The 19,104-nt window shown below is 72.8% G+C and carries 15 protein-coding genes; 7 read left to right on the forward strand and 8 right to left on the reverse strand.

The features are described from left to right. Nucleotides 1-311 precede the first annotated feature (311 nt). Nucleotides 312-4,658 carry a glycoside hydrolase family 38 N-terminal domain-containing protein gene (locus tag I2501_RS16385; RefSeq protein WP_196195029.1) on the forward strand — a complete coding sequence of 1,449 codons (4,347 nt, stop codon included), beginning with the start codon at nt 312-314 and terminating at the stop codon, nt 4,656-4,658. Next, on the forward strand, nt 4,655-5,404 hold the full coding sequence (locus I2501_RS16390; protein WP_196194785.1) for a DUF7158 domain-containing protein: 750 nt from the start codon (nt 4,655-4,657) through the stop codon (nt 5,402-5,404). The genes I2501_RS16385 and I2501_RS16390 overlap by 4 nt, the downstream gene beginning before the upstream one ends. Before the next feature lie 25 nt (nt 5,405-5,429). On the opposite strand, the gene I2501_RS16395 is transcribed toward I2501_RS16390, so the two are convergent. From I2501_RS16395 to I2501_RS16405, 3 genes are all read right to left on the reverse strand, one after another. Continuing rightward, the gene (locus I2501_RS16395) at nt 5,430-6,407 is read right to left on the reverse strand and encodes a helix-turn-helix domain-containing protein (protein ID WP_196194786.1); all 978 of its coding nucleotides are present in this window, start codon (nt 6,405-6,407) and stop codon (nt 5,430-5,432) included. 114 nt (nt 6,408-6,521) lie between these two features. Continuing rightward, nucleotides 6,522-7,415 carry a peptidoglycan-binding protein gene (locus tag I2501_RS16400; RefSeq protein ID WP_196194787.1) on the reverse strand — a complete coding sequence of 298 codons (894 nt, stop codon included), beginning with the start codon at nt 7,413-7,415 and terminating at the stop codon, nt 6,522-6,524. A gap of 462 nt (nt 7,416-7,877) precedes the next feature. Next, nucleotides 7,878-9,422: a glutamate synthase subunit beta gene (locus tag I2501_RS16405; protein ID WP_196194788.1), complete on the reverse strand. Its 1,545-nt coding sequence runs from the start codon at nt 9,420-9,422 to the stop codon at nt 7,878-7,880. A 561-nt stretch (nt 9,423-9,983) separates the two neighbouring features. On the opposite strand from I2501_RS16405, the gene I2501_RS16410 reads away from it, so the two are divergent. Beyond that, nucleotides 9,984-10,445, forward strand: coding sequence for a transglycosylase SLT domain-containing protein (locus I2501_RS16410; RefSeq protein ID WP_196194789.1), 462 nt, complete (start codon nt 9,984-9,986; stop codon nt 10,443-10,445). Between the two features lie 105 nt (nt 10,446-10,550). Here the strand turns inward: I2501_RS16410 and I2501_RS16415 are convergent, their stop codons facing one another. Next, nucleotides 10,551-10,925, reverse strand: coding sequence for a hypothetical protein (locus tag I2501_RS16415; protein WP_196194790.1), 375 nt, complete (start codon nt 10,923-10,925; stop codon nt 10,551-10,553). Nucleotides 10,926-11,141: 216 nt separating this feature from the next. Then, complete coding sequence (locus I2501_RS16420; protein ID WP_328806401.1) at nt 11,142-12,437, reverse strand: ROK family transcriptional regulator; 1,296 nt, start codon at nt 12,435-12,437, stop codon at nt 11,142-11,144. A 217-nt stretch (nt 12,438-12,654) separates the two neighbouring features. Between I2501_RS16420 and I2501_RS16425 the strand changes: the two genes are divergently transcribed. The 3 genes from I2501_RS16425 (at nt 12,655) to I2501_RS16435 (ending at nt 16,413) form a co-directional block, all read left to right on the forward strand. After that, nucleotides 12,655-14,130: an APC family permease gene (locus I2501_RS16425; RefSeq protein ID WP_196194792.1), complete on the forward strand. Its 1,476-nt coding sequence runs from the start codon at nt 12,655-12,657 to the stop codon at nt 14,128-14,130. 115 nt (nt 14,131-14,245) lie between these two features. After that, nucleotides 14,246-15,334, forward strand: coding sequence for an ROK family protein (locus tag I2501_RS16430; RefSeq protein WP_196194793.1), 1,089 nt, complete (start codon nt 14,246-14,248; stop codon nt 15,332-15,334). Continuing rightward, entirely contained in the window at nt 15,331-16,413 is a 1,083-nt protein-coding gene (locus tag I2501_RS16435) for an SIS domain-containing protein (protein ID WP_215909691.1), read from the forward strand. Before I2501_RS16430 ends, I2501_RS16435 begins: the two co-directional genes overlap by 4 nt. A gap of 94 nt (nt 16,414-16,507) precedes the next feature. Here the strand turns inward: I2501_RS16435 and I2501_RS16440 are convergent, their stop codons facing one another. Beyond that, entirely contained in the window at nt 16,508-17,053 is a 546-nt protein-coding gene (locus I2501_RS16440; RefSeq protein WP_196194794.1) for a hypothetical protein, read from the reverse strand. Nucleotides 17,054-17,114: 61 nt separating this feature from the next. On the opposite strand from I2501_RS16440, the gene I2501_RS16445 reads away from it, so the two are divergent. Further along, nucleotides 17,115-17,876, forward strand: a complete 762-nt coding sequence (locus tag I2501_RS16445; RefSeq protein WP_328806429.1) for a helix-turn-helix domain-containing protein — start codon at nt 17,115-17,117, stop codon at nt 17,874-17,876. Here I2501_RS16445 and I2501_RS16450 read toward each other — a convergent pair. Both I2501_RS16450 and I2501_RS16455 read right to left on the reverse strand, forming a co-directional pair. Further along, nucleotides 17,862-18,272, reverse strand: a complete 411-nt coding sequence (locus I2501_RS16450; protein ID WP_236046516.1) for a VOC family protein — start codon at nt 18,270-18,272, stop codon at nt 17,862-17,864. The two genes, I2501_RS16445 and I2501_RS16450, sit on opposite strands and share 15 nt — an antisense overlap. A gap of 76 nt (nt 18,273-18,348) precedes the next feature. Beyond that, nucleotides 18,349-18,894, reverse strand: a complete 546-nt coding sequence (locus I2501_RS16455) for a DUF6328 family protein (RefSeq protein ID WP_196194795.1) — start codon at nt 18,892-18,894, stop codon at nt 18,349-18,351. Nucleotides 18,895-19,104: the final 210 nt, after the last annotated feature.

Raw genomic sequence — 19,104 nt, forward strand, 5'->3', positions numbered from 1 at the left:
GGAGCGAGACCGGGCAGTGCCGGGCAGATGCGCACCGCCCGGGACCGCGGTCGACGGCCGAACTGATACGCCGGAGGACGACAGCATCCGGCGCACTCCACCACCTCGTCCAGGCGATGCCCCGGAGGGCACGCGCTCTGTAGGTCGGCAGTGGAAACGCAGGTGTAAGAGGCCCGCGCGGGAACACGCCCGCGCGGGCCGGTGCGGTTCCGGGTGCTGGCACTCGGCCGGATCGCGATGGATGCTGCTGGTGTCGGCTCCGGTCGACGACCGTGACCAGCCAGACTGCCACCGGACGCGAATCGAGCATCATGCTGACTCTCCGCATCGCATCGATCGAGTGCACGGACCTCTTCGTCGCTGCCCCGGACGGCTCCGCCGAAGAACCGCGCCAGGTCCTCCAGGTCCGGGTCAAGGGAGCCCGTTCCGGCCGGGACGTGACGGTCACCGTCCGCGGTGGAGCCGAGGGCTCGCTGACCGCACCGGCCGGGCACGAGGTGCTCGAAGTCCCGGTCCGCTGCGCCGAACCGCCCGGCACGGAGGTCCCGGTGGAGGTCGAGGCGGTGGTCGGCAGACGCCGGGCGACGGCCAGGGCCACCATCACCGTGGCCGAGCCGGGCTGGACCATGTACATGGTCTCCCACTTCCACTACGACCCGGTCTGGTGGAACACCCAGGCCGGGTACACCGTCGCCTGGAACGACCAGAAGCACGCGCAGCGGCACCGGTCCGGCTTCCAGCACGCGGGGTTCGACCTGGTCCGCGCGCATCTGGACCTGGCCCGGCGCGACCCCGACTACTGCTTCGTACTGGCCGAACTCGACTACCTCAAGCCGTACTGGGACGCCTTCCCCGAGGACCGCGACGCCCTGCGCCGGCTGCTCGCCGAGGGACGCCTCGAGCTGATGGGCGGCCTCTACAACGAGCCGAACACCAACCTGACCGGCGCCGAGACCACCATCCGCAACGCGGTGCACGGTCTCGGCTTCCAGCAGGACGTGATCGGCGGCGACCCGGCCACCGCCTGGCAGCTCGACGTCTTCGGTCACGACCCGCAGTTCCCCGGCCTGATGGCCGCAGCCGGCTTGACCTCCTCGTCCTGGGCGCGCGGGCCGTTCCATCAGTGGGGCCCGAACATGACCCCGCACGGACCGAGGCCCAAGGACGCCGACACCGAGGGCATGCAGTTCGCGAGCGAGTTCGACTGGGTCGCGCCGAGCGGCGAGTCGCTGCTGACCCACTACATGGCGGGGCACTACAGCGCCGGCTGGAAGCTGGACTCCTGCGGCTCGTTGCGCGAGGCCGAGGACGCCGCGCTGCGGCTGTTCCGGATCCTGTCCAAGGCGGCGGCGACGAAGAACGTGCTGCTGCCCGTCGGCACCGACTACACGCCGCCGAACCGCTGGGCCACCGCGATCCACCGCGACTGGAACGCGCGCTACGTCTGGCCGCGCATCGTCTGCGGACTGCCGCGCGACTTCTTCGCCGCCGTACGGGCGGAGTTGGCGGCGAGCGGACGCCGACTGACGCCGCAGACACGGGACATGAACCCGATCTACACCGGCAAGGACGTCTCCTACATCGACACCAAGCTGGCCCAGCGCGCCACCGAGAACCTACTGGTCGACGCGGAGAAGTTCGCCACCCTCGCCTGCCTGCTGGGCGACGCCGCCTACCCGGAGGCGGCCCTGGACAAGGCCTGGCGGCACCTGGTCTACGGCGCGCACCACGACGGCATCACCGGGTCCGAGTCCGACCAGGTCTACCTGGACCTGCTCGCCGGCTGGCGCGAGGCCTGGGACCTGGCGTCCACCGTCCACGGCAACGCGCTCGAACACCTCACCACGCGCATCGACACGGCCTCGCTCGCTTCTCCGCAGGTGCTGACGGTCTTCAACCCGAGCAGTTGGGCGCGGACCGACTTGGTGCGGTTCACCGCACCGCCCTCCTTCGACGGGCTGGTCGACGCCGACGGGCGCGCCGTCCCCACGCTGCGCGAGCCGGGCGGGGTGGGCCCGGACACCCTCACCTTCCTTGCCCGGGACGTCCCTTCGCTCGGCCACCGCAGCTACCGGCTCACCTTGGACGCCTCGGACGCCTCGGACGGGACTACGGGCTCGGCGCCGGAGAGCTGGCAGGCCCGTGCAGGCGCGTCCATCGCCAACGAGTTCCATGAGCTGACCGTCGCACCCGAACGCGGCGGTACCGTGTCGAGCCTGCGCGAGCGGGCGACCGACCGCGAGCTGATCGCGCCCGGCGCGGTCGGCAACGAGCTGCTGGTCTACGACGAGTACCCCGCGCACCCGGACTTCCACGAAGGCCCGTGGCATCTGGTGCCCACCGGCCGCTACGACGGCTCGGCCGCGCATCCGGCGGAGTCCGTCGTGGCCGAGGAGTGCCCGCTGGGCGAGCGGATCACCGTGCGCGGCAAGGTCGGACCGGCCGCCTACACGCAACGGCTCACCCTCTGGCACGGATTGGACCGCGTCGACTGCGAGACCCGGCTGGACGACTGGACCGGCAGCGACCAGCTGGTCCGGCTGCGCTGGCCCTGCCCGGTCCCGGGCGCGCTGCCTGTCTCGGAGGTGGCGGACGCCGTGATCGGACGCGGCTTCGCGCACCCGGACGTCGACGTGGCCGTGCATCCGTGGACCCTGGACAACCCCGCCCACCAGTGGTTCGGCCTCAGCAGCGCCGCGCGCGTGGTGCTCACCGGCACGGACGGCGCGGCCGTCGGCGCGCGCGCCCTCGGGGTCGCCGAGATCGTCGCCCCGGACGAGGCGGGCGCGGCAAGTCTGGGACGTGAGCTGAGCGTGGCCCTGGTGCGGGCCGGGGTGACCGCCACCTGCTCGGTGGCGGACGGCCATCGCTACGGCGTCCCGGCGCTGGACTCGAACCTGCCGGACGTCCGGATCAGCATCGGCGGCCCGGAGGTCAACAGCTTCACCGCCGCCGTCCTGGACGCGGCCGGGCCGGCCCACGCGGACGAGCTGAAGCGCCAACTCGCCGCCGACGGCCACGCCTTGGTCTGGGTCCCGGCGCGGAAGCCGCTGGCGAGCACCTGGTTGCCCGGCGCGGACCTGACCGCTCCGCTGGACCTGCCCGTGCTCGTCCTCGCGGGAGCGTCGGGCGGCGACGGTGTCGAACTGGAGGCGGCCGTCACCCGCGTCGTCGCGGACCTGCGGGACGCGCGGATCGAGGTGCGCCAAGCCGCGGAGCTGTGCGGCGGGACGGACATCGAGTTCGAGGACCGGACGGTCGCACTGCTCAACCGGGGCATGCCGGGCTTCGCCGTGGACGTGCGCGGTCGGCTGCACATCTCGCTGCTGCGCTCCTGCACCGGCTGGCCCTCGGGAGTCTGGATCGACCCGCCCAAGCGCACCGCGCCCGACGGCAGCGGCTTCCAACTCCAGCACTGGACGCACACGTTCGCCTACGCGCTGGCCTCGGGGGCGGGCGACTGGCGCGCGACCGGCATGGTGGCCCGCGCCCACGACTTCAACCACCCGCTGACCGCTGTTCTGACGGATGCTCATGCTGATGGCTCGTCAGAGCTGCTACCGCACACGGCATCGCTGGTCGCGGTCGAGCCCGCCGGGCAGGTGGTGCTCACCGCGCTGAAGGCGACCGGCAATCCGCTGGCCACCGGCCGCTCCGGCGGCGCCGACCCGGTCAACTCCGGCTTCACCGCCCGGTTCTACGAGGCCCACGGCCGCGACGCCGAGACGCGGCTCACCGTTCCGGTCCCGCTCGCCTCGGCCGCCCACGCCGACCTGGTCGAACGCCCGGGCGCGGCGGTGGACGTCGCGCCGGACGGGACGGTCACCACGGCCGTCGGACCCAACGGCGTGCAGACCGTCCTGCTGACCACGACACCTCAGGAACGGGAGGCCACCACCGTGCTCGCGCCCGAACACGAGCCGGCCCAGCCGGTCTTCACCCGCTACTGGCTGCACAACCGGGGCCCCGCGCCGCTCGGCAACCTGCCCGTCAGCGTCCATCTCGAAGCCGCACCGACCGACCCCGACGGCGCGTCGACCACGCTGCGCGTCACGGTCGCCTCGGACCTGGTGGACAGCGCGGCAGAGGTCGCTCTGCGTCTCGTCGCGCCCGAGGGTTGGCAGGTCGCCCCGTCGGACCGTCCCGTCTGGCTGGCTCCGGGCGACTGGACGGAGATCGAGGCGACGCTCACCCCGCCCGCCCCTCCGGCCAAGCCAGGACCCGGGCCGCACCTGGTCCGGGCGCAGCTCGACCACGACGGCCAGACCGTCGAGGACGTCCTCTTCGTCGACGGCTCGGGACACCCCGTCACTGTCGACAACGACACGCTCACCGTCGAGTTGGACACGAAGCGGCTCGCGCTCCGTCCCGGCGGCAGCGCCACGCTGACCGCGACCCTGCACAACAGCGCGCCGTTCGCGATCCACGGCGAGTGCCAGGCCGTCAGCCCCTGGGGCACCTGGTCCGCCATCAGCCCGGCGACGCAGGGGTTCTCCGTGCCCGCCCACGGTTCGGCGCAGGTACGCGTCGAGGTCACCGCGCCGGGCGAGGCCCGAGGCGACCGGCAGGGCCAGTGGTGGGTGCTGCTCAAGACCATGTGGTTCGGGCACATCGGCTACTCGCCCGCCTTCCGTCTCCAGGTCGGGGAGCAGCCGTGATCGTCGCCCGGATCGGTGAGCTCACCGTCACCGCCGACGAGGTCGACGCGCGGGTCGCGGAGCTGCGGCTCGGTCCTTATGCGGGGCTGCTGCCGTCGCCGACCACCGCCGAGGGCCGCCAGTTGCGCCGGTGGACCACTCAAGTCCTGCTCACCGAAAGGGTGTTGCGCGACCATGCCCGTCGGCACGACCGTCCCGCTCCGCCCGACGCGCCCCGCCCGCTGCCGCAGTCGGCGCGGATCGAGCTCGGCAGCGTGCTTGCCGCGGTGCTGGCCACCAGCCCGGCGGCGTGGGCGGCGTACGACCTGGTCACCGCGACGGTCACGGTCCCGGAGGAGGCCGTGCGGGCGTACGCGGCCGGGGCCGCGACCGACGACAGTCGTCGCACGGAGCGGCGCAGCGTCGTCCACCGGTTCCGGGGACAGCCCGTCAACCAGGGGCGCCCGTACCTGGTCGCGCGGCACGAACTGCCGCCGCCGGTCGCGGCGGTGGTGTTCGCCGGGCCGGTCGGCGCGGTCGTGGAGCCGTCGCCCGACCACTGGTTCACCCTCGGCAAGCTTGAGCTCCCCGCCCGCGCGGACCCTGCGGCCGAGGCCCTTGCGGCGGCCCGAGACACGTTGACCGGGTCGCAGCGGCGACAGGTCTTCGCCGAGTGGACGAGCCGTCAGGTCGCCCGCGTCACCCTGATGCCCGGCTTCGAGCACCCGGCCGACATCCGCCAACCCGACGCGACCCACCACCACTGACCGCGTCCGCGAAGGCAGCGGTTCGCTAGGGCACCCGCTCGGTGAAGCACTGCGGTTGGGTCGGGTGCCCGACCGGGGTCAGACACGCCCGCAGGACGGCGCCGCGGCCCGCGGTGACCATCGGCGTGTCCGCCCCGTCCGAGGCCAGGAAGGCGTTGGCCAGCAGCAGGTCCTGCGTCGCCACCCCCGGCGTGGAGAGCGAGACGGTGTCCCCGACCTGCGCGTTCCATGCCTTGATCCAGGCGGTGTCGCAGGTCGTGCTGTAGCGGAACTGCAGGTCCGCTCCGGCGCTGGACGTGAAGTAGTCCGGTCCCACCGTCGTCGGCCCCATGCCGCAACCCGTCTGCTGCGCGTCCTGCCCCACGCAGGAAGCCCCCGCACAGCCCATCCGTATGGCCTTCCAGTAGGGCACGGCAGGAGGAGCGGGGCTGTCCGAACGCCATGCGTAGGCCACGCCCGCCGTCAGCATCGCGCAGACCACCGCGACGACGGCGAACAACCCCGTGCTGGACCGCAGCCGATGCAACCGGCGCGGGCGACGCACGGGCGCGGCGGCGGGCTCGGGTTGAGCGGCCGTGGCAGGCTCGTCAGGCGTCTCCGCCTGCTCAGAGGCGACCTCCGCTTTCTCGACCTCCTCGACCGCTACAGCCTTCGCGGGCGGCGCGGTGACGTCGTCATCGCCGCCGTTGTCGGTGACCGACTCCGGCAGCGATGACGACGTGACCGCTTCCGCTGGGTTCGCGGCGACCTTGCCGCGACCGCTCCAGTCCGCCTCCGCGAGCTCCCACAGGGCGCGGAGCGCCCTTTCGGGCTCGTCGGCGACCCGACAGAGCTCCTGCACGGCTGCCCACGGCGGCAGCGACTTGGCGTTGAGATAGCGCTCCCACGACGACTTGCTGTACGTCGTGGCCGCCGCGAGCTGCGCGAGTGAGAGACCCGCGCGGACCCGCAACGCACGCAGTTCTGCCGCCAGATGGCGGCACTCAGGACCCGTCGTGCTCATGCCCCTCCCCTCGCGCTCCGCTTCGGCTCCGCTTCGCTGCGCCTCAGCTCGCCGCTCACCACTGTCCCCTCGCGCTTCGCTTCGGCTCCGCTCCGCTGCGCCTCAGCTCGCCGCTCATCGGCGCAGCGCTCCCCAGGTCTGCGGCCCCACCTGCCCGTCGACCCCCAGGTGCCGGGCCATCTGGAACTGGATCACGGCCTTCTCGGTGTTCACCCCGAAGCTCCCGTCGATGCCCTCGGGCGTGAAACCTGCCCGCTGGAGCAGGCACTGGAGCTCGACCACCACCGGGCTCTGCATGGCGATCAGTGTGGTCGTCGTGGTCGTCGTGCTGTATCCCGCCTCCCACAGCCCGTTGACCTGCCTGTCGTGGCACAAGTAATGCGGCGGTGCCGCCACAATCGGCGGCACGGGCGGGGCGACGGTCGCGCAGGCGGCGGCCCCGTTCCAGGGCTGGACGACGGCCAGCGCGATCCCGGCCCCGGCGAGCGCGGCCACGGCCGAGGTGATGACGGTCCGCCAACCCCGGTGCGCCTGCTGCGGAGCGGCGGACCCCCCAGCCGCCACCCCCTCGACCGACCCGGTCACCGTCGGCTCGGTCACGGTCGGCTTGGTCACCGCCGCTTCGGTCACGACCGACTCGGTCGGCCCATCCGCTTCATCCGCTTCATCCACCTCGTCCGGCTCACCCGAAGCGTCCGACTCGGCCGGTTCCTCCACGCCCTCGGCGCGTGCCGGGGACGTGGACTGCCAGGCTTCGCGTGCGGCCTGATGCAGGGCCAGCAGCGGGACGGGGTCCGCGCCCGTCGCCCGGGCCAGGGACTCGACGGCCTCGCGCGGGGGCAGCAGCCGCCCGCCGAGATAGCGCTCCCACGACGAAGCGCTGTAGTCGGTGCGCGCGGCGAGCCGATCGAGGCTGGATCCGCTCTCGTCCTTGAGCCGTCGCAGCTCCGCGACCAGCTGTACCACCGCCGACGGCAGACCCTCCGGCAGTGCCTTCCAACGCGCCATGCGCCGCCCCCCAGTATGTGAACCGTGCTCACATGATCGGCTTTCGGCCGAGGCTCCTCCCCGGAGCTGGCGCGATGCTACCGCGCGTGGGCATGTCACCCCCAAGCGTCCCGCCGTACCGTCGTGGACCCGTACATCGCCGCAGGTCAGAGCCTCGCCGTCCCAAGGTCTCGGCAAATGTCCCGCCAGACTGGCGTCGTGGCACGCAAACCGGAAGCCTGTCTTTCACCAGCTGCCGTACCGCCGCAGTCGCGTCGGCGGAGCGGCAGCCGCCGTCCAGGCCCTCGCCGGGGAGGGGCCTGGGCGGCACACGGAACCAGACCCTCCCCACGGGTCACATCCAGTCATCCCCCGTGCGCAAGCATGCCCTGCCACCCCACCCAGGGACATCCGTCTTTCGGCCATCCGACGCGCCGGATCCGATCTCACGCCGGATCTCACGCCGCTTCTGTTCTCGTCGCGTCAGAGCGCGAGCGGCCGGTCGGTCGCGGAGATCGGGGTGGGCAGCTCGGTCGGCCGCCCGCGCAGATAGCGGTCGGCCGCGGCGGCGGCCGCGCGGCCCTCGGCGATGGCCCAGACGACCAGCGACTGTCCGCGTCCCGCGTCGCCCGCGACGAAGACGCCCGGCCGTCCGCCCGCGAAGTCCTCGTCCCGCGCGAAAGCACCGGTCGGGCCGAGGCGCAGACCGAGCTGGTCGACCAGCCCCGCATCCTCCGGGCCGGAGAAGCCGAGCGCGAGCAGCACCAGCTCCGCCGGGATCACCCGCTCCGTCCCCGGGACGGCCCGGCGGGTGTCCGGCTCGGCGTCGCTGAGGTGCAGCGCGCGCACGCGTCCCCGCTCGTCGCCGTCGAGCCGGACGGTGGTCGCGGCGAAGACGCGGACGTCGCCGTGCTCGCCGGACAGGTGCTGGTCGGCCGGATCGCCCGGCGCGACGACGCGCAGCCGGACCAGGTCCCGGCCCTCCTCGTGCGCGGGTGTCAGCCGGTGGATACGCGGATAGGTGGGCCACGGCTGGTCGTCGGGCCGCTCCTCGTCCGGCTGCGGCTTGATGTCGAGCTGGACCACCGAGGCCGCGTGCTGGCGCAGCGCCGTGCCCAGGCAGTCCGCGCCGGTGTCGCCGCCGCCGACGATGACGACCCGCCTGCCCTCGGCGGTGATCGGCGGCCGGGGGTAGTCGCCCTCCTGGACCCGGTTGGCCTGCACCAGGTACTCCATGGCCTGGTGCACCCCGGCCAGCTCGCGTCCGTGCACCGGCAGTTCGCGCGCGCGGGTGGCGCCGGAGGCGACGACCACCGCGCCGTGGTGCTCCAGCAGCGTGCGCGCGTCGAGCTCGGTGCCGACGGCGACGCCGGGGCGGAACACCGTTCCCTCCGCCTCCAACTGCGCGATCCGGCGCTCCAGATACCGCTTGTCCATCTTGAACGCCGGGATGCCGTAGCGGAGCAGCCCGCCGATCCGGTCGTCCCGCTCGTAGACGACCACCTCGTGCCCGGCGCGGGTCAGCTGCTGCGCGGCGGCGAGTCCGGCCGGGCCGGAGCCGATCACGGCGACCCTGGCGCCGGTGTGCTCCTCGGGCCGGATCGGGCGGGCCAACCCGTGCTCCCAGGCATGGTCGGCGATGGCCGCCTCGATCGCCTTGATCGCCACCGCGTCACGTCCGTCGATCGCCAGGACGCAGGCGCTCTCGCAGGGGGCGGGACAGAGGGCGCCGGTGAACTCGGGGAAGTTGTTGGTGGCGTGCAGGCGGTCGACGGCTGCGTCCCAGTCCTCGCGGGCAGCCAGCCCGTTCCAGTCGGGGATGAGGTTTCCGAGCGGGCAGGCGTGGTGACAGAACGGGACGCCGCAGTCCATGCACCGGCCCGCCTGGGCGCTGACCAGCGGCAGCAGCCCGCCGGGCACCTCGGCGTCGGGGACGTGCACGTCCTGCCAGTCGTCGACCCGGTCCGGAACCGGGCGCAGCGGCCAGTCACGACGTGGGGTGGTGAGGAAACGCCAACGTTCATCCATGGCGGGCTCCCGAACGGCAGGCTCCCGGCTGGTGCGACCTGCGTCACACCACCATACGACCGCCGAAGCCCGCCGTGCCCACGCAGCGCTCACGCTTCCTTCACGCGGCCTTCACCATCCAGCTGACCTGCACAAATGCCACATCAAGCGGACTGTACGGACACTCCGGACTTATGTGGCTTGAACCACTTCGCCACCAATTTCCTTGCCCGGCAGGGCGGGTGCGTGTGACGGTGTTGAAGCGTTGGACGACGTCGAGGCGTCCCCGACGACACAGCGGCCGGACGCACGGCCGCACCGGAGCCGACGGGCTCCGGGGTGATCGGTTCCCCACCCTCTTGTGTGCGAGAGGCGGCAGGTGCGACTGCCGAGCTGGGCATGCCGGATCACTTCTCCCACATCTGCACAACAACACCTCCCACACAGTGGCTGCGTCCTGCCTTGATTCGGCAGGCCCCGACGGTTCGGCCGCGCTGCGAGAGAGCTCGACGGAGCTCGCCACAGCTCGACCGCGTCCGCCTGCGGGGTCTCCGCCACTCCCCCCTGTCCACATGGAGTGACATGCGCATCAGCGCCCGCAAGACCCGTATTGCCGTCCGCGTTGCCGTTGCCGCCACCCTCATCGGCGGCGTCGCCGCGGGCACCGTCGGCACCGCCGAGGCCGCCGCCCCCGCGTCCGCCGTCTCCGGCTACTCCAACAGCATGTACGGCTGGATCGCCCAGGCCCAGGCCATCCTGGCCGCCCACGGCGACCACGTCCCGCCGGCGGACGCCATCGCCGCCCGTGCCATGACCGAGTCCTCCGGCAACCCGAGCGCCGAGAACCTCTGGGACGGCAACGCCGCCGCGGGCACCCCCTCGATCGGTCTGCTGCAGGTCATCCAGCCCACCTTCGACACCTACGCGCTGCCGGGCTACTCCAACATCTGGAACCCGGTCGACAACATCATCGCGGCGGTCCGCTACGCGAACGCCCGCTACGGCGCGTTCGAGAACATCGCCTACGGCACCAGCGGCTACTGAGCCGGCTGACGCAGCCTCACGACCAAAGCCCCTGCCGCCCGTCCCGGGCGTCGGGGGCTTGGCGTACCCGCGCACCCGCACGCCTGTGAACTGACGCGTGCGTGCTCACATGTCGAGCTCGCCCTCGATCAGCGCCAACTTCCGCCTGGCCATGGCCAGATTGGCCCGTTCTCGGTCAAGTACCAGGACCAGGAAGAGCCCTGCGCCCGTCCGGGCGGTCAGCGGGCGGATCAGGTGGTACTGCCGGGTCAGGGTGATCAGGATGTCCTCGATCGTTCCCTGAAGCCCGAGCATCTCCATGGTCCGGTGCTTGGCCCGCACCACGTCGGTGTGTCCCGCGGCGGCGATCGCCATGTCGAGCTCGCCGCTCCCGCCGCCCAGGGCGCCGAGGCTCATGCCGCTGGTCAGATCGACGAGCGCGACGCCGAGTGCGCCGTCGATGCCCATGGCGTCTTTGAGTGCGATGTCCGTGTTCACCATGATCGTGACGTTAGGGGCGCGCCGACCGGCGGATTCGACGAATTGCAGAAGTCTGCAACTCACCGAATGAGCAGGTGTATGCTCCCGCGCCCACCTGCTCCCACCTGCGGCCTCCTTGCGCACGAGAGCCGCGGGCGTTCGAACGCGACGCCGGATTCCCGCCAGCACTCACCCGACGGTCTGTCAATTGATGCATGCCAAATAATTGACTGCCCGTCAGACAGCCTTCGCCGCATGGCGTTCGAAGACCTCGGGGCGGGCGCTGCGAAGCGCTGTCGCGATCGCGCCGAGCAGGACCGCGTCGTCGCCCAGCGCGCTCGGCGCCACCCGGGGGCGCAGCGGGGTGAGCAGGCGGAGCGACTCGCGGACCGGGTCGAGCAGCAGGTCGGCGCTGTGTCCGACGCCGCCGCCGAGGACGACGAGGTCCGGGTCGAGCACGGCCGACACCGCGGAGACGACCAGCGCCAGCCGCTCGCCCTCCTTGCGCACCGCAGCGACGGCCGCGGGCTGTCCGGTGCGGGCGGCGTCGAAGACGTCCTTGGCGGAGGCGACCTCGTCCAGACCGAGCGCGCGGGCGGTGCGGACCACCGCGTCGGCGGACACCGCGTCCTCCAGCGCGCCACGCGCGGCGACGGCCTCGTCCTCGTCCTCGTCCTCGTCGACCACCCGACCGTCCTGCGCGTCGTCCCGCACACCCTCCCGTGCCATGTCCCGTGCGCCGTCCAGCGCGCCACCGTCCAGCGCGCCACCGTCGAGGGCGGCGAGCGAGACGGGGAGGAAGCCGACCTCGCCCGCCGCGCCGTGGGCACCGGTGAAGAGTTGACCGTCGGCGACGATGCCGATGCCCAGGCCGGTGCCGACCAGGACGTAGACGAAAAGGCGGCTGCCCTGGCCCGCGCCGAAGGCGTACTCGCCGAGCGCGGCCAGGTTGGCGTCGTTGTGCACGGAGAGGTCGGGGCCGCCCAGCTGTCCGCCGATCCGCTCCACGAGGCCGGCCCGGCCCCAGCCCGGCAGGTTCACCGCATAGCGGATCCGCCCGGACTCCTGGTCGAAGACGCCCGGCGTGGCGACCGCCGCGTGGACGACCCGGTCGGCCGGGACGTCGGCCTCGCGCAGCACCTGGCGTGCGGCGGCGACCACGGCGTCCGCGACGGCGTCGGCGGTGGTGCCGTCGTTGGGGACGTCGATCCTGGCCCGGACCTCGCCCGAGAGGTCGGCGACCGCGGTGCGCAGCCGGGCCCGGCCGATGTCGATGCCGAGCACGTACCCTGCTGTGGGGTCGGGCTCGTAGAGCACGGCCGTGCGTCCGCGCTCGGGGACGACCGTTCCCGCCTCACGCACCAGCCCGCCCTGCTCCAGCGCGGCGAGCGCACTGGACACCGTCGGCTTCGACAGTCCGGTCTCGCGCGCGAGCTGGGCGCGCGAGGCCGCGCCCGCGGTGCGCAGGTGCTCCAGCAGCAGCCACTCGTTGTTGCTGCGCAGGCGCTGCCGGTTCCAGGGTTGCTCGTCCACGTGCTGGTGATCCTCAATCAGTCCGATGGGATGCGTGCTCGACCACTGTAGGCAACTGGTGATCCAGGACACGCACCCCTTGACGAGATAAGTAAAGGAATTTAACTTTACGAAGTACCGAGCCTGCCCTGCAGCCTGCCCCGGGCCCGGCACCCCGCACGTTCCCGCACGTCCCCGCACGTTCCCCCACGCCCCCGCCCCACGGAGGATGACAACGATGTCCGAATCCCCCACACCCGGACTGTCCAGAAAAGTCGGACTTTTCCAGGCGACTGCCATCAATATGAGCCAGATGTGCGGCATCGGCCCGTTCGTCACCATCCCGCTGATGGTCGCCGCCTTCGGCGGGCCGCAGGCCATCATCGGCTGGGTGGCCGGCGCGCTGCTCGCACTCGCCGACGGCCTGGTCTGGGCCGAGCTCGGGGCCTCGCTCCCCGGCTCCGGCGGGACGTACGTCTACCTCCGTGAGGCCTTCCAGTACCGCAGCGGCAAGCTGATGCCGTTCCTGTTCGTCTGGACGGCCATGCTCTTCATCCCGCTGATCATGTCGACCGGCGTCCAGGGCATGGTCCAGTACCTCGGCTACCTGTGGCCGAGCATGACCACCGGCCAGGGGGACATCGTCGGCGTGGCCGTGGTGGCACTGGTGATCCTGCTGCTGTGGCGCAAGGTCGAGAACATCGGCCGGATCACCGTGGCGATGTGGGCCGTCATGATCGTCGCGGTCGCCGTGGTGATCCTGGCCGCCTTCACCCACTTCCACCCGTCGCTCGCCTTCACCTGGCCCGCGCACGCGATCCAGCTGACCCACGGCTCGTTCTGGATCGGCTTCGCCTCCGGCCTCACCATCGGCATCTACGACTACCTCGGCTACAACACCACCGCGTACATGGGCGCCGAGATCAAGAACCCGGGCCGGGCGCTGCCGCGTTCGATCATCTACTCGATCGTCGCGATCATGGGCATCTACCTGCTGCTGCAGATCGGCGTCCTCGGCGTCGTGCACTGGCAGGACATGCTGAACCCCAACAACGTGGCCTCCCAGTCCGTCGCCTCGGCCGTGATGGAGAAGACCTTCGGCAAGACCGCCGCCGACGTGGTCACCGTGCTGATCCTGATCGCCGCCTTCGCCTCGGTCTTCACCGGCCTGCTCGGCGGGTCCCGGGTGCCCTACGACGCGGCGCGCGACCGGGTCTTCTTCAAGTCCTTCGGCAAGCTGCACCCGAAGCACAACTTCCCGGTCCTCGGCCTGGTCACCATGGGCGTGATCACCGCCGCGGGCTTCGTGCTGGCCCGCCACGTCGGCGCCTCGGCCACGCACCCGCCGCTGGGGATCCTGATCACCCTGCTCACCACCGTCATGGTGATCATCCAGGCACTGGCACAGATCGCCGCGGTCACCGTGCTGCGCCGTCGGCAGCCGAACCTCGCCCGCCCGTACAAGATGCTGCTCTACCCGATGCCCAGCGTGATCGCCGGCATCGGCTGGATCGTGATCTACGGCTACGCCGACAAGGCCAACCCGGGTGTCCACCCGATCGAGTGGTCCCTCGCCTGGGTCGCGCTCGGGGTGGTCGCCTACCTGATCTGGTCGCGCGTGGAGAAGTCCTGGCCGTTCGGCCCGAAGGAGATCCACGAGGAGTACCTCGCCGCGCAGCAGCAGGACCGGACGGTCCCGGCCGCGTCGAGCTGACCCGGGCCCTGCTTCGCTCTTCGCCGCACCACCCACCCGCCGGTCCCCGGCCGGGCGCACGCACCGCACCCGCGGCGGTCGCGCCCGGCCGGGCCCTGCCCAAGGACGCCTCCCGATGCTGGAACACCCCGCGCCCCACCCCGACCTCGACAACGACCCCGGCAACGGCCTCGACCACGGGCTCGACTACGGCCTCCGGCCCGAAGCCGTGCCGTTCACCGTGATCGGCATCGACTTCGGCGGCACCAAGACCGAGATCGCCCTCGCCGACCCGCACGGCGCCGTCCTGGCCCGCGAACGGATTCCCACCCTGGCCGACCGCGGGCCCGAACAGGCGCTCGCCCGCGCCGGAGAGGCCGCCGCTCGCCTGGTCCGCACCTCGCGGGAGAGCTTCGGCGCGCCGGTCGCCGCCCACGCGGCCGTCGCGCCGGGCATCGTCCAGGCCGACCGGATCCTGCTCACGCCAAACCTGCCCGGCTGGGAGCGGATCGCTCTCGCCTCCCGACTGGCCGAGGAGTTGAAGGCCGACTCGGTCTCCGTCGCCAACGACGTCCGGGCCGGGGCCCTGGCCGAGCTGCGGTTCGGCGCGCTCCGGGACGCGGACCCGGGCGTCTACGTGAGCCTGGGCACCGGCATCGCCGCCGCGTTGACCGTCGGCGGACGCGTCCTCGCGGGCGCACACCACGCCGCGGGCGAGATCGGCTACATGAACCCCGGTGACTCCCCCGCCGACGCCGTCGCCGCGGGCCGAGCGCCCCTGGAGGAGGCCGTCGCCGGAAAGGGCCTGGGCGAACGCGCGGCCGAGCTGCTCGGTCTCCCGGTCACCGCGGAGGAGTTGTTCCGCAGCGAGCTCCCTGCGGCCAGGGAGCTGGTGGACGAGACGCTGACCCTGCTGGCCACCGCGCTCGCCAACCTCACCGTCTTCGTCGACCCGGAACGGATCGTCCTCGGCGGCGGCATGATGGCCTCCGCAGACGTCATCCTGCCCAGGCTCACCGAGCTGATCACCGCGGCGACCCCGTTCCCGCCCGAGGTGCGGGCCGCCCGCTTCCTCAAGGACGCCTCGCTGCACGGCGCCGTCGCCCTGGCCCTGGACGGCCTCGCACCCGGTGCCCCGGCCGCCCTGCCCGCCGTGACCACTCTGCCCGACCTGCCCGACCTGCCCACTCTGCCTGCCACGACGCGTCCCGGAGCGACCCGATGACCACGACCTCCCCTCAGCCCGCGCTGCTCGGCGTGCAGATGGACACCGAGATGCGCCAGCAGCCGGACGTCCTGGCGGCGTTGGCCGACCGGTTCCCGGCGCTGACCGCCGAGGTCGCCCGGCTGGCCGCGTCGCTCGGCGGTTCCGGCGGCGGCCCTGGTGGCGGTCCGCTCGGCGTGGCGTTCCTGGCGCGCGGCTCGTCCGACCACGCCGCGCTGCTCGGCCGCTACGCCGTGGAGCTGCAGACCGGGCTGCCGACCTGCCTGGTCGCCCCGAGCGTCACCACCGCCTACCACCGAGCGCCTGCGGGCTTCCGCGGCTGGCTGCTGGTGGCCCTGTCCCAGTCCGGCCGCACGCCCGAGATCGTCGACCTCGCCCGCCGCTACACCGCTGCGGGCGCGGCGGTTGTCGCGGTGACCAATGACGGGGACTCCGACCTGGCCCGCGCCGCCGCGCTGACCGTCGCCCTGGACGCCGGTCCGGAGCGCGCCGTTCCAGCGACCAAGACCGTCACCGCCCAGATGCTCGCCGTCCTGGCCGTCGCCTCGGGGCTGGGCGGCACGGACGGTCTGACGCATGCTCAGGCCGCCACCCTGCCCTCGGCCGTCGCCGAGCTGCTGGCCGACTCCGAAGGCCCGGCCGCAGCAGCCGAGTTGGTGGCCCGCCACGACCGGCTGGCCGTCGTGGGGCGCGGCGCGTGCTACCCGGCCGCGCTGGAGAGCGCGTTGAAGCTCCAGGAGACCACCGGCCTGATGGCGCACGGCTTCTCCACCGCCGACTTCCGCCACGGACCGATCGCGGTCTGCGGCCCGGACGCCCCCGCCGTGCTGCTGGCCGGCTCCGGCCCGGCCGACGCCGACACCCTCGACGTCCGTAGCGCCCTCGCCGGTCGCGGCGCGCCGACCGTCCTGGCCGGCACCGCGTCCGACGCGCTGCTGCCCTGGCCCGCCCTCGGCCACCTCGGCGAGTGCCTCACCGCCACCGTCCGCGGCCAGCAACTCGCCCTGGCCACCTCCCGCGCCCTCTCCATCGACCCGGACCAGCCCGCGGGGCTGAACAAGGTGACCATGACGTCCTGACTCTTCTTCCGCGCTACCTTCTGCGCTACGGTCGCGCTACCTTCCGCGGCAGCGGGTGGCCGCGCATGCTCGCCACCCGCTGACCGTCGAAGCGTCACCCGGCCGCCGGGGCGACCACCGTGTACCCGATCCCGCCCTGCGCCCGCTTCACCGCCTTGATCTGACGTCGCGCCAGCCAGAGCGGGATCGCGCCGAAGACGCCGAAGGACATGTCGATCGGCAGCCACCACAACGGCAGCCCGCGCAGCGGGCCGCAGATCAGCGCCAGCGGGATGATCCCGGCACAGGCGATCAGCGCGAACTCCAGCACCCACACGTTCCGGACGGGATCGCGGAGCGGCCCGACGAACGCGACGGCGATCGTCAGGTGCGCGAAGGCGAGCCAGTCGGTCCCGTAGGCGAGGAACGGATAGGCCTTCCCGGTCGCGGCCAACCCCTCGTGCACGTGCCGGATCCAGGCGACCTGGGCCGGAAGGTGGGCCGCCACCCCGGCGAGCGGCGAACTCCGGTCCGTGGCCCACCACAGCAGCCATCGGCTCTCGGTCACCAGCGGAAAGGCCGTCAGCCCGGCGAGCACCAGGCCCGCCATGAACACCACGATCCACACACGTGCGCGCCTCAGGCGCTCCCCCTCGGTCATGGCCGCCATCATGGACCTGTTTTTGAACGCGTTCAACTCCGATACTGGAGACGTGTTCACCGTGTACGAGGAGCGCCCGGCCGAGCGGTTCGCCGGGGCGGTGGTGTGGAGCCGGGTGCGGGAGTCGGCCGCGCCGACGCCGGTGCGGGTACTGCCCGACGGGTGCATGGACCTGCTCTGGATGGACGGCGAGCTGCTGGTCGCCGGGCCGGACACGGCCGCGCAGATCGTCTCCGGCGCGGCCGGGCAGCACTACACCGGGCTCCGGTTCGCGCCCGGCCGGGCCGCCGCCGTGCTCGGCGTCGCCGCGTGGGAGCTGCGGGACCAGCGGGTGCCGCTCGCCGCGCTGCGATCGGACCGCCTGGTCCGCGAGTGGAGCGAGCGCGTCGCGGACGCGGCCGACCGGGGCGTGGTGCTGGAGCTGCTGGCCGCCCAGCTCGCCGAGACCCGTGACCTCGCCGACCCGGTGCCCTCGGGCGTCCTGCGCGGCCTGCGGCGCGGCCTGGACGTGCCCGGGCTCGCACGCGGGCTGGCGCTGAGCGAACGGCAGTTGCGCCGGCGCTGCCTGGACGTCTTCGGCTACGGCCCGAAGACGCTCGACCGGGTGCTGCGGCTGGGCCGCGCGCTCGGCCCTGCTCGGGACGGGCTGCCCTTCGCGCAGGTCGCGACCGTCGCCGGATACGCGGACCAGGCGCATCTGGCCCGCGAGGTGCGGGCCCTCACGGGCGTGCCGCTGGGCCGCCTGCTGGCCGACGAGGCCGAGCAAGCCGCGCCGGAAGCCGCGCCGGGGACGACGCGGCCGGGCGGCTCAGGCGGGCAGTGAGGCGAAGAGGTCGACGCCGTTGCCGTCCGGGTCGTGGACGATCGCGTAGCGCTGGCCCCAGAAGGCGTCCCACGGGGCCTTGTGGCCGTGATGGCCTGCGGCGACCAACTCCGCGTACACCTTGTCCACCCCGGCGGGTTCGCCGCAGTCGAACGCCAGGGCCACCCGCGAGCCGCCGGTCGGCGGCTGCCACTGCGGGTCGAAGCTCCGGATCGTCTCGACGGTGTCCCAGGCCAGCCGCAGACCGCTCGGGAGCACCACGTCGACGTGCGGCTGGGAGTCCGCGTCCGCGGGGATGTCGATCCCGAGCAGGCGGTAGAACGCGAGCGCCGCGGCCATGTCCGTGACGGTGAGGCCGATCATCGAGAGGGGAGTCTGTGGAGTCTGTGAAGTCATGCCTTCACGCTAGCCACGGCGGCGCACCCCGGTCTTGAACGAATCGGCCACGTCGCGCTCCAGCGCGCGAGCCGGTTCACCCCGCGCAGGACCGGGTGCGGCTGCGCACCCGCAACGGGCCGAGCAGCCAGAGCAGCGCGAACCAGGCCAGGGCCACCCCGCCGCCGGTCAGGGCGGTCGTCGCGCCGAGCGCGATGTCGAGGATCAGCACCAGCGCCGAACTGATCGCCAGCGCCAGGAAGACCAGCCCCGCGACCAGGTACCGGTGCGCGGCGCGGACCAGTTGCTCCCTCACCGGCCGCCCGGCCATCAGCCGGTGCGCCGCGGCGGGCGCGAGCAGCGTTCCCGCCGCACCGACCGCGAAGGCGAGGGCCAGGCAGTAGACGATCCGCTGCAGGCCCGTGCTGCCCGAGAAGGCCGGGGTCACGCCCAGCGCGAGCAGCGAGGCGAAGAGGAACTGGATCCCGCACTGCGCGATCCTGACCTCCTGGAGGATCTCGGAGTAGGCGCGGTCGAGCTGCGCCTGCCGCAGCTCCGCCCCCGCCCGCGCGGCGTCGCCGCTCTCGTGGCCGTCGCGGTCCGGAACGGCGGCGGCAGCGGCAGCGGCAGTCAGGTCGAGCATCGCGGATCCTCCTTCGTCGAGGGCCGACCACCCGGCGCGCTGACGCGCCTTCTCCCTTAGGTGGCAAGGGAGTTGATGACTCGGGCCGACCGTGTCGGATCACCGTAGCCAGGGCGCGGAACGGCGTCCGTGGTCGTGCGCACAGCGATCGACGGCGGGCGCTGTGCACGCACGGTTCGCCCGCCGTTCACCTTCGGCCCGTGCCGACGC

Origin of the sequence: Streptacidiphilus fuscans (assembly GCF_015690355.1) — a bacterium.
Taxonomy (GTDB): Bacteria; Actinomycetota; Actinomycetes; order Streptomycetales; family Streptomycetaceae; genus Streptacidiphilus; species Streptacidiphilus fuscans.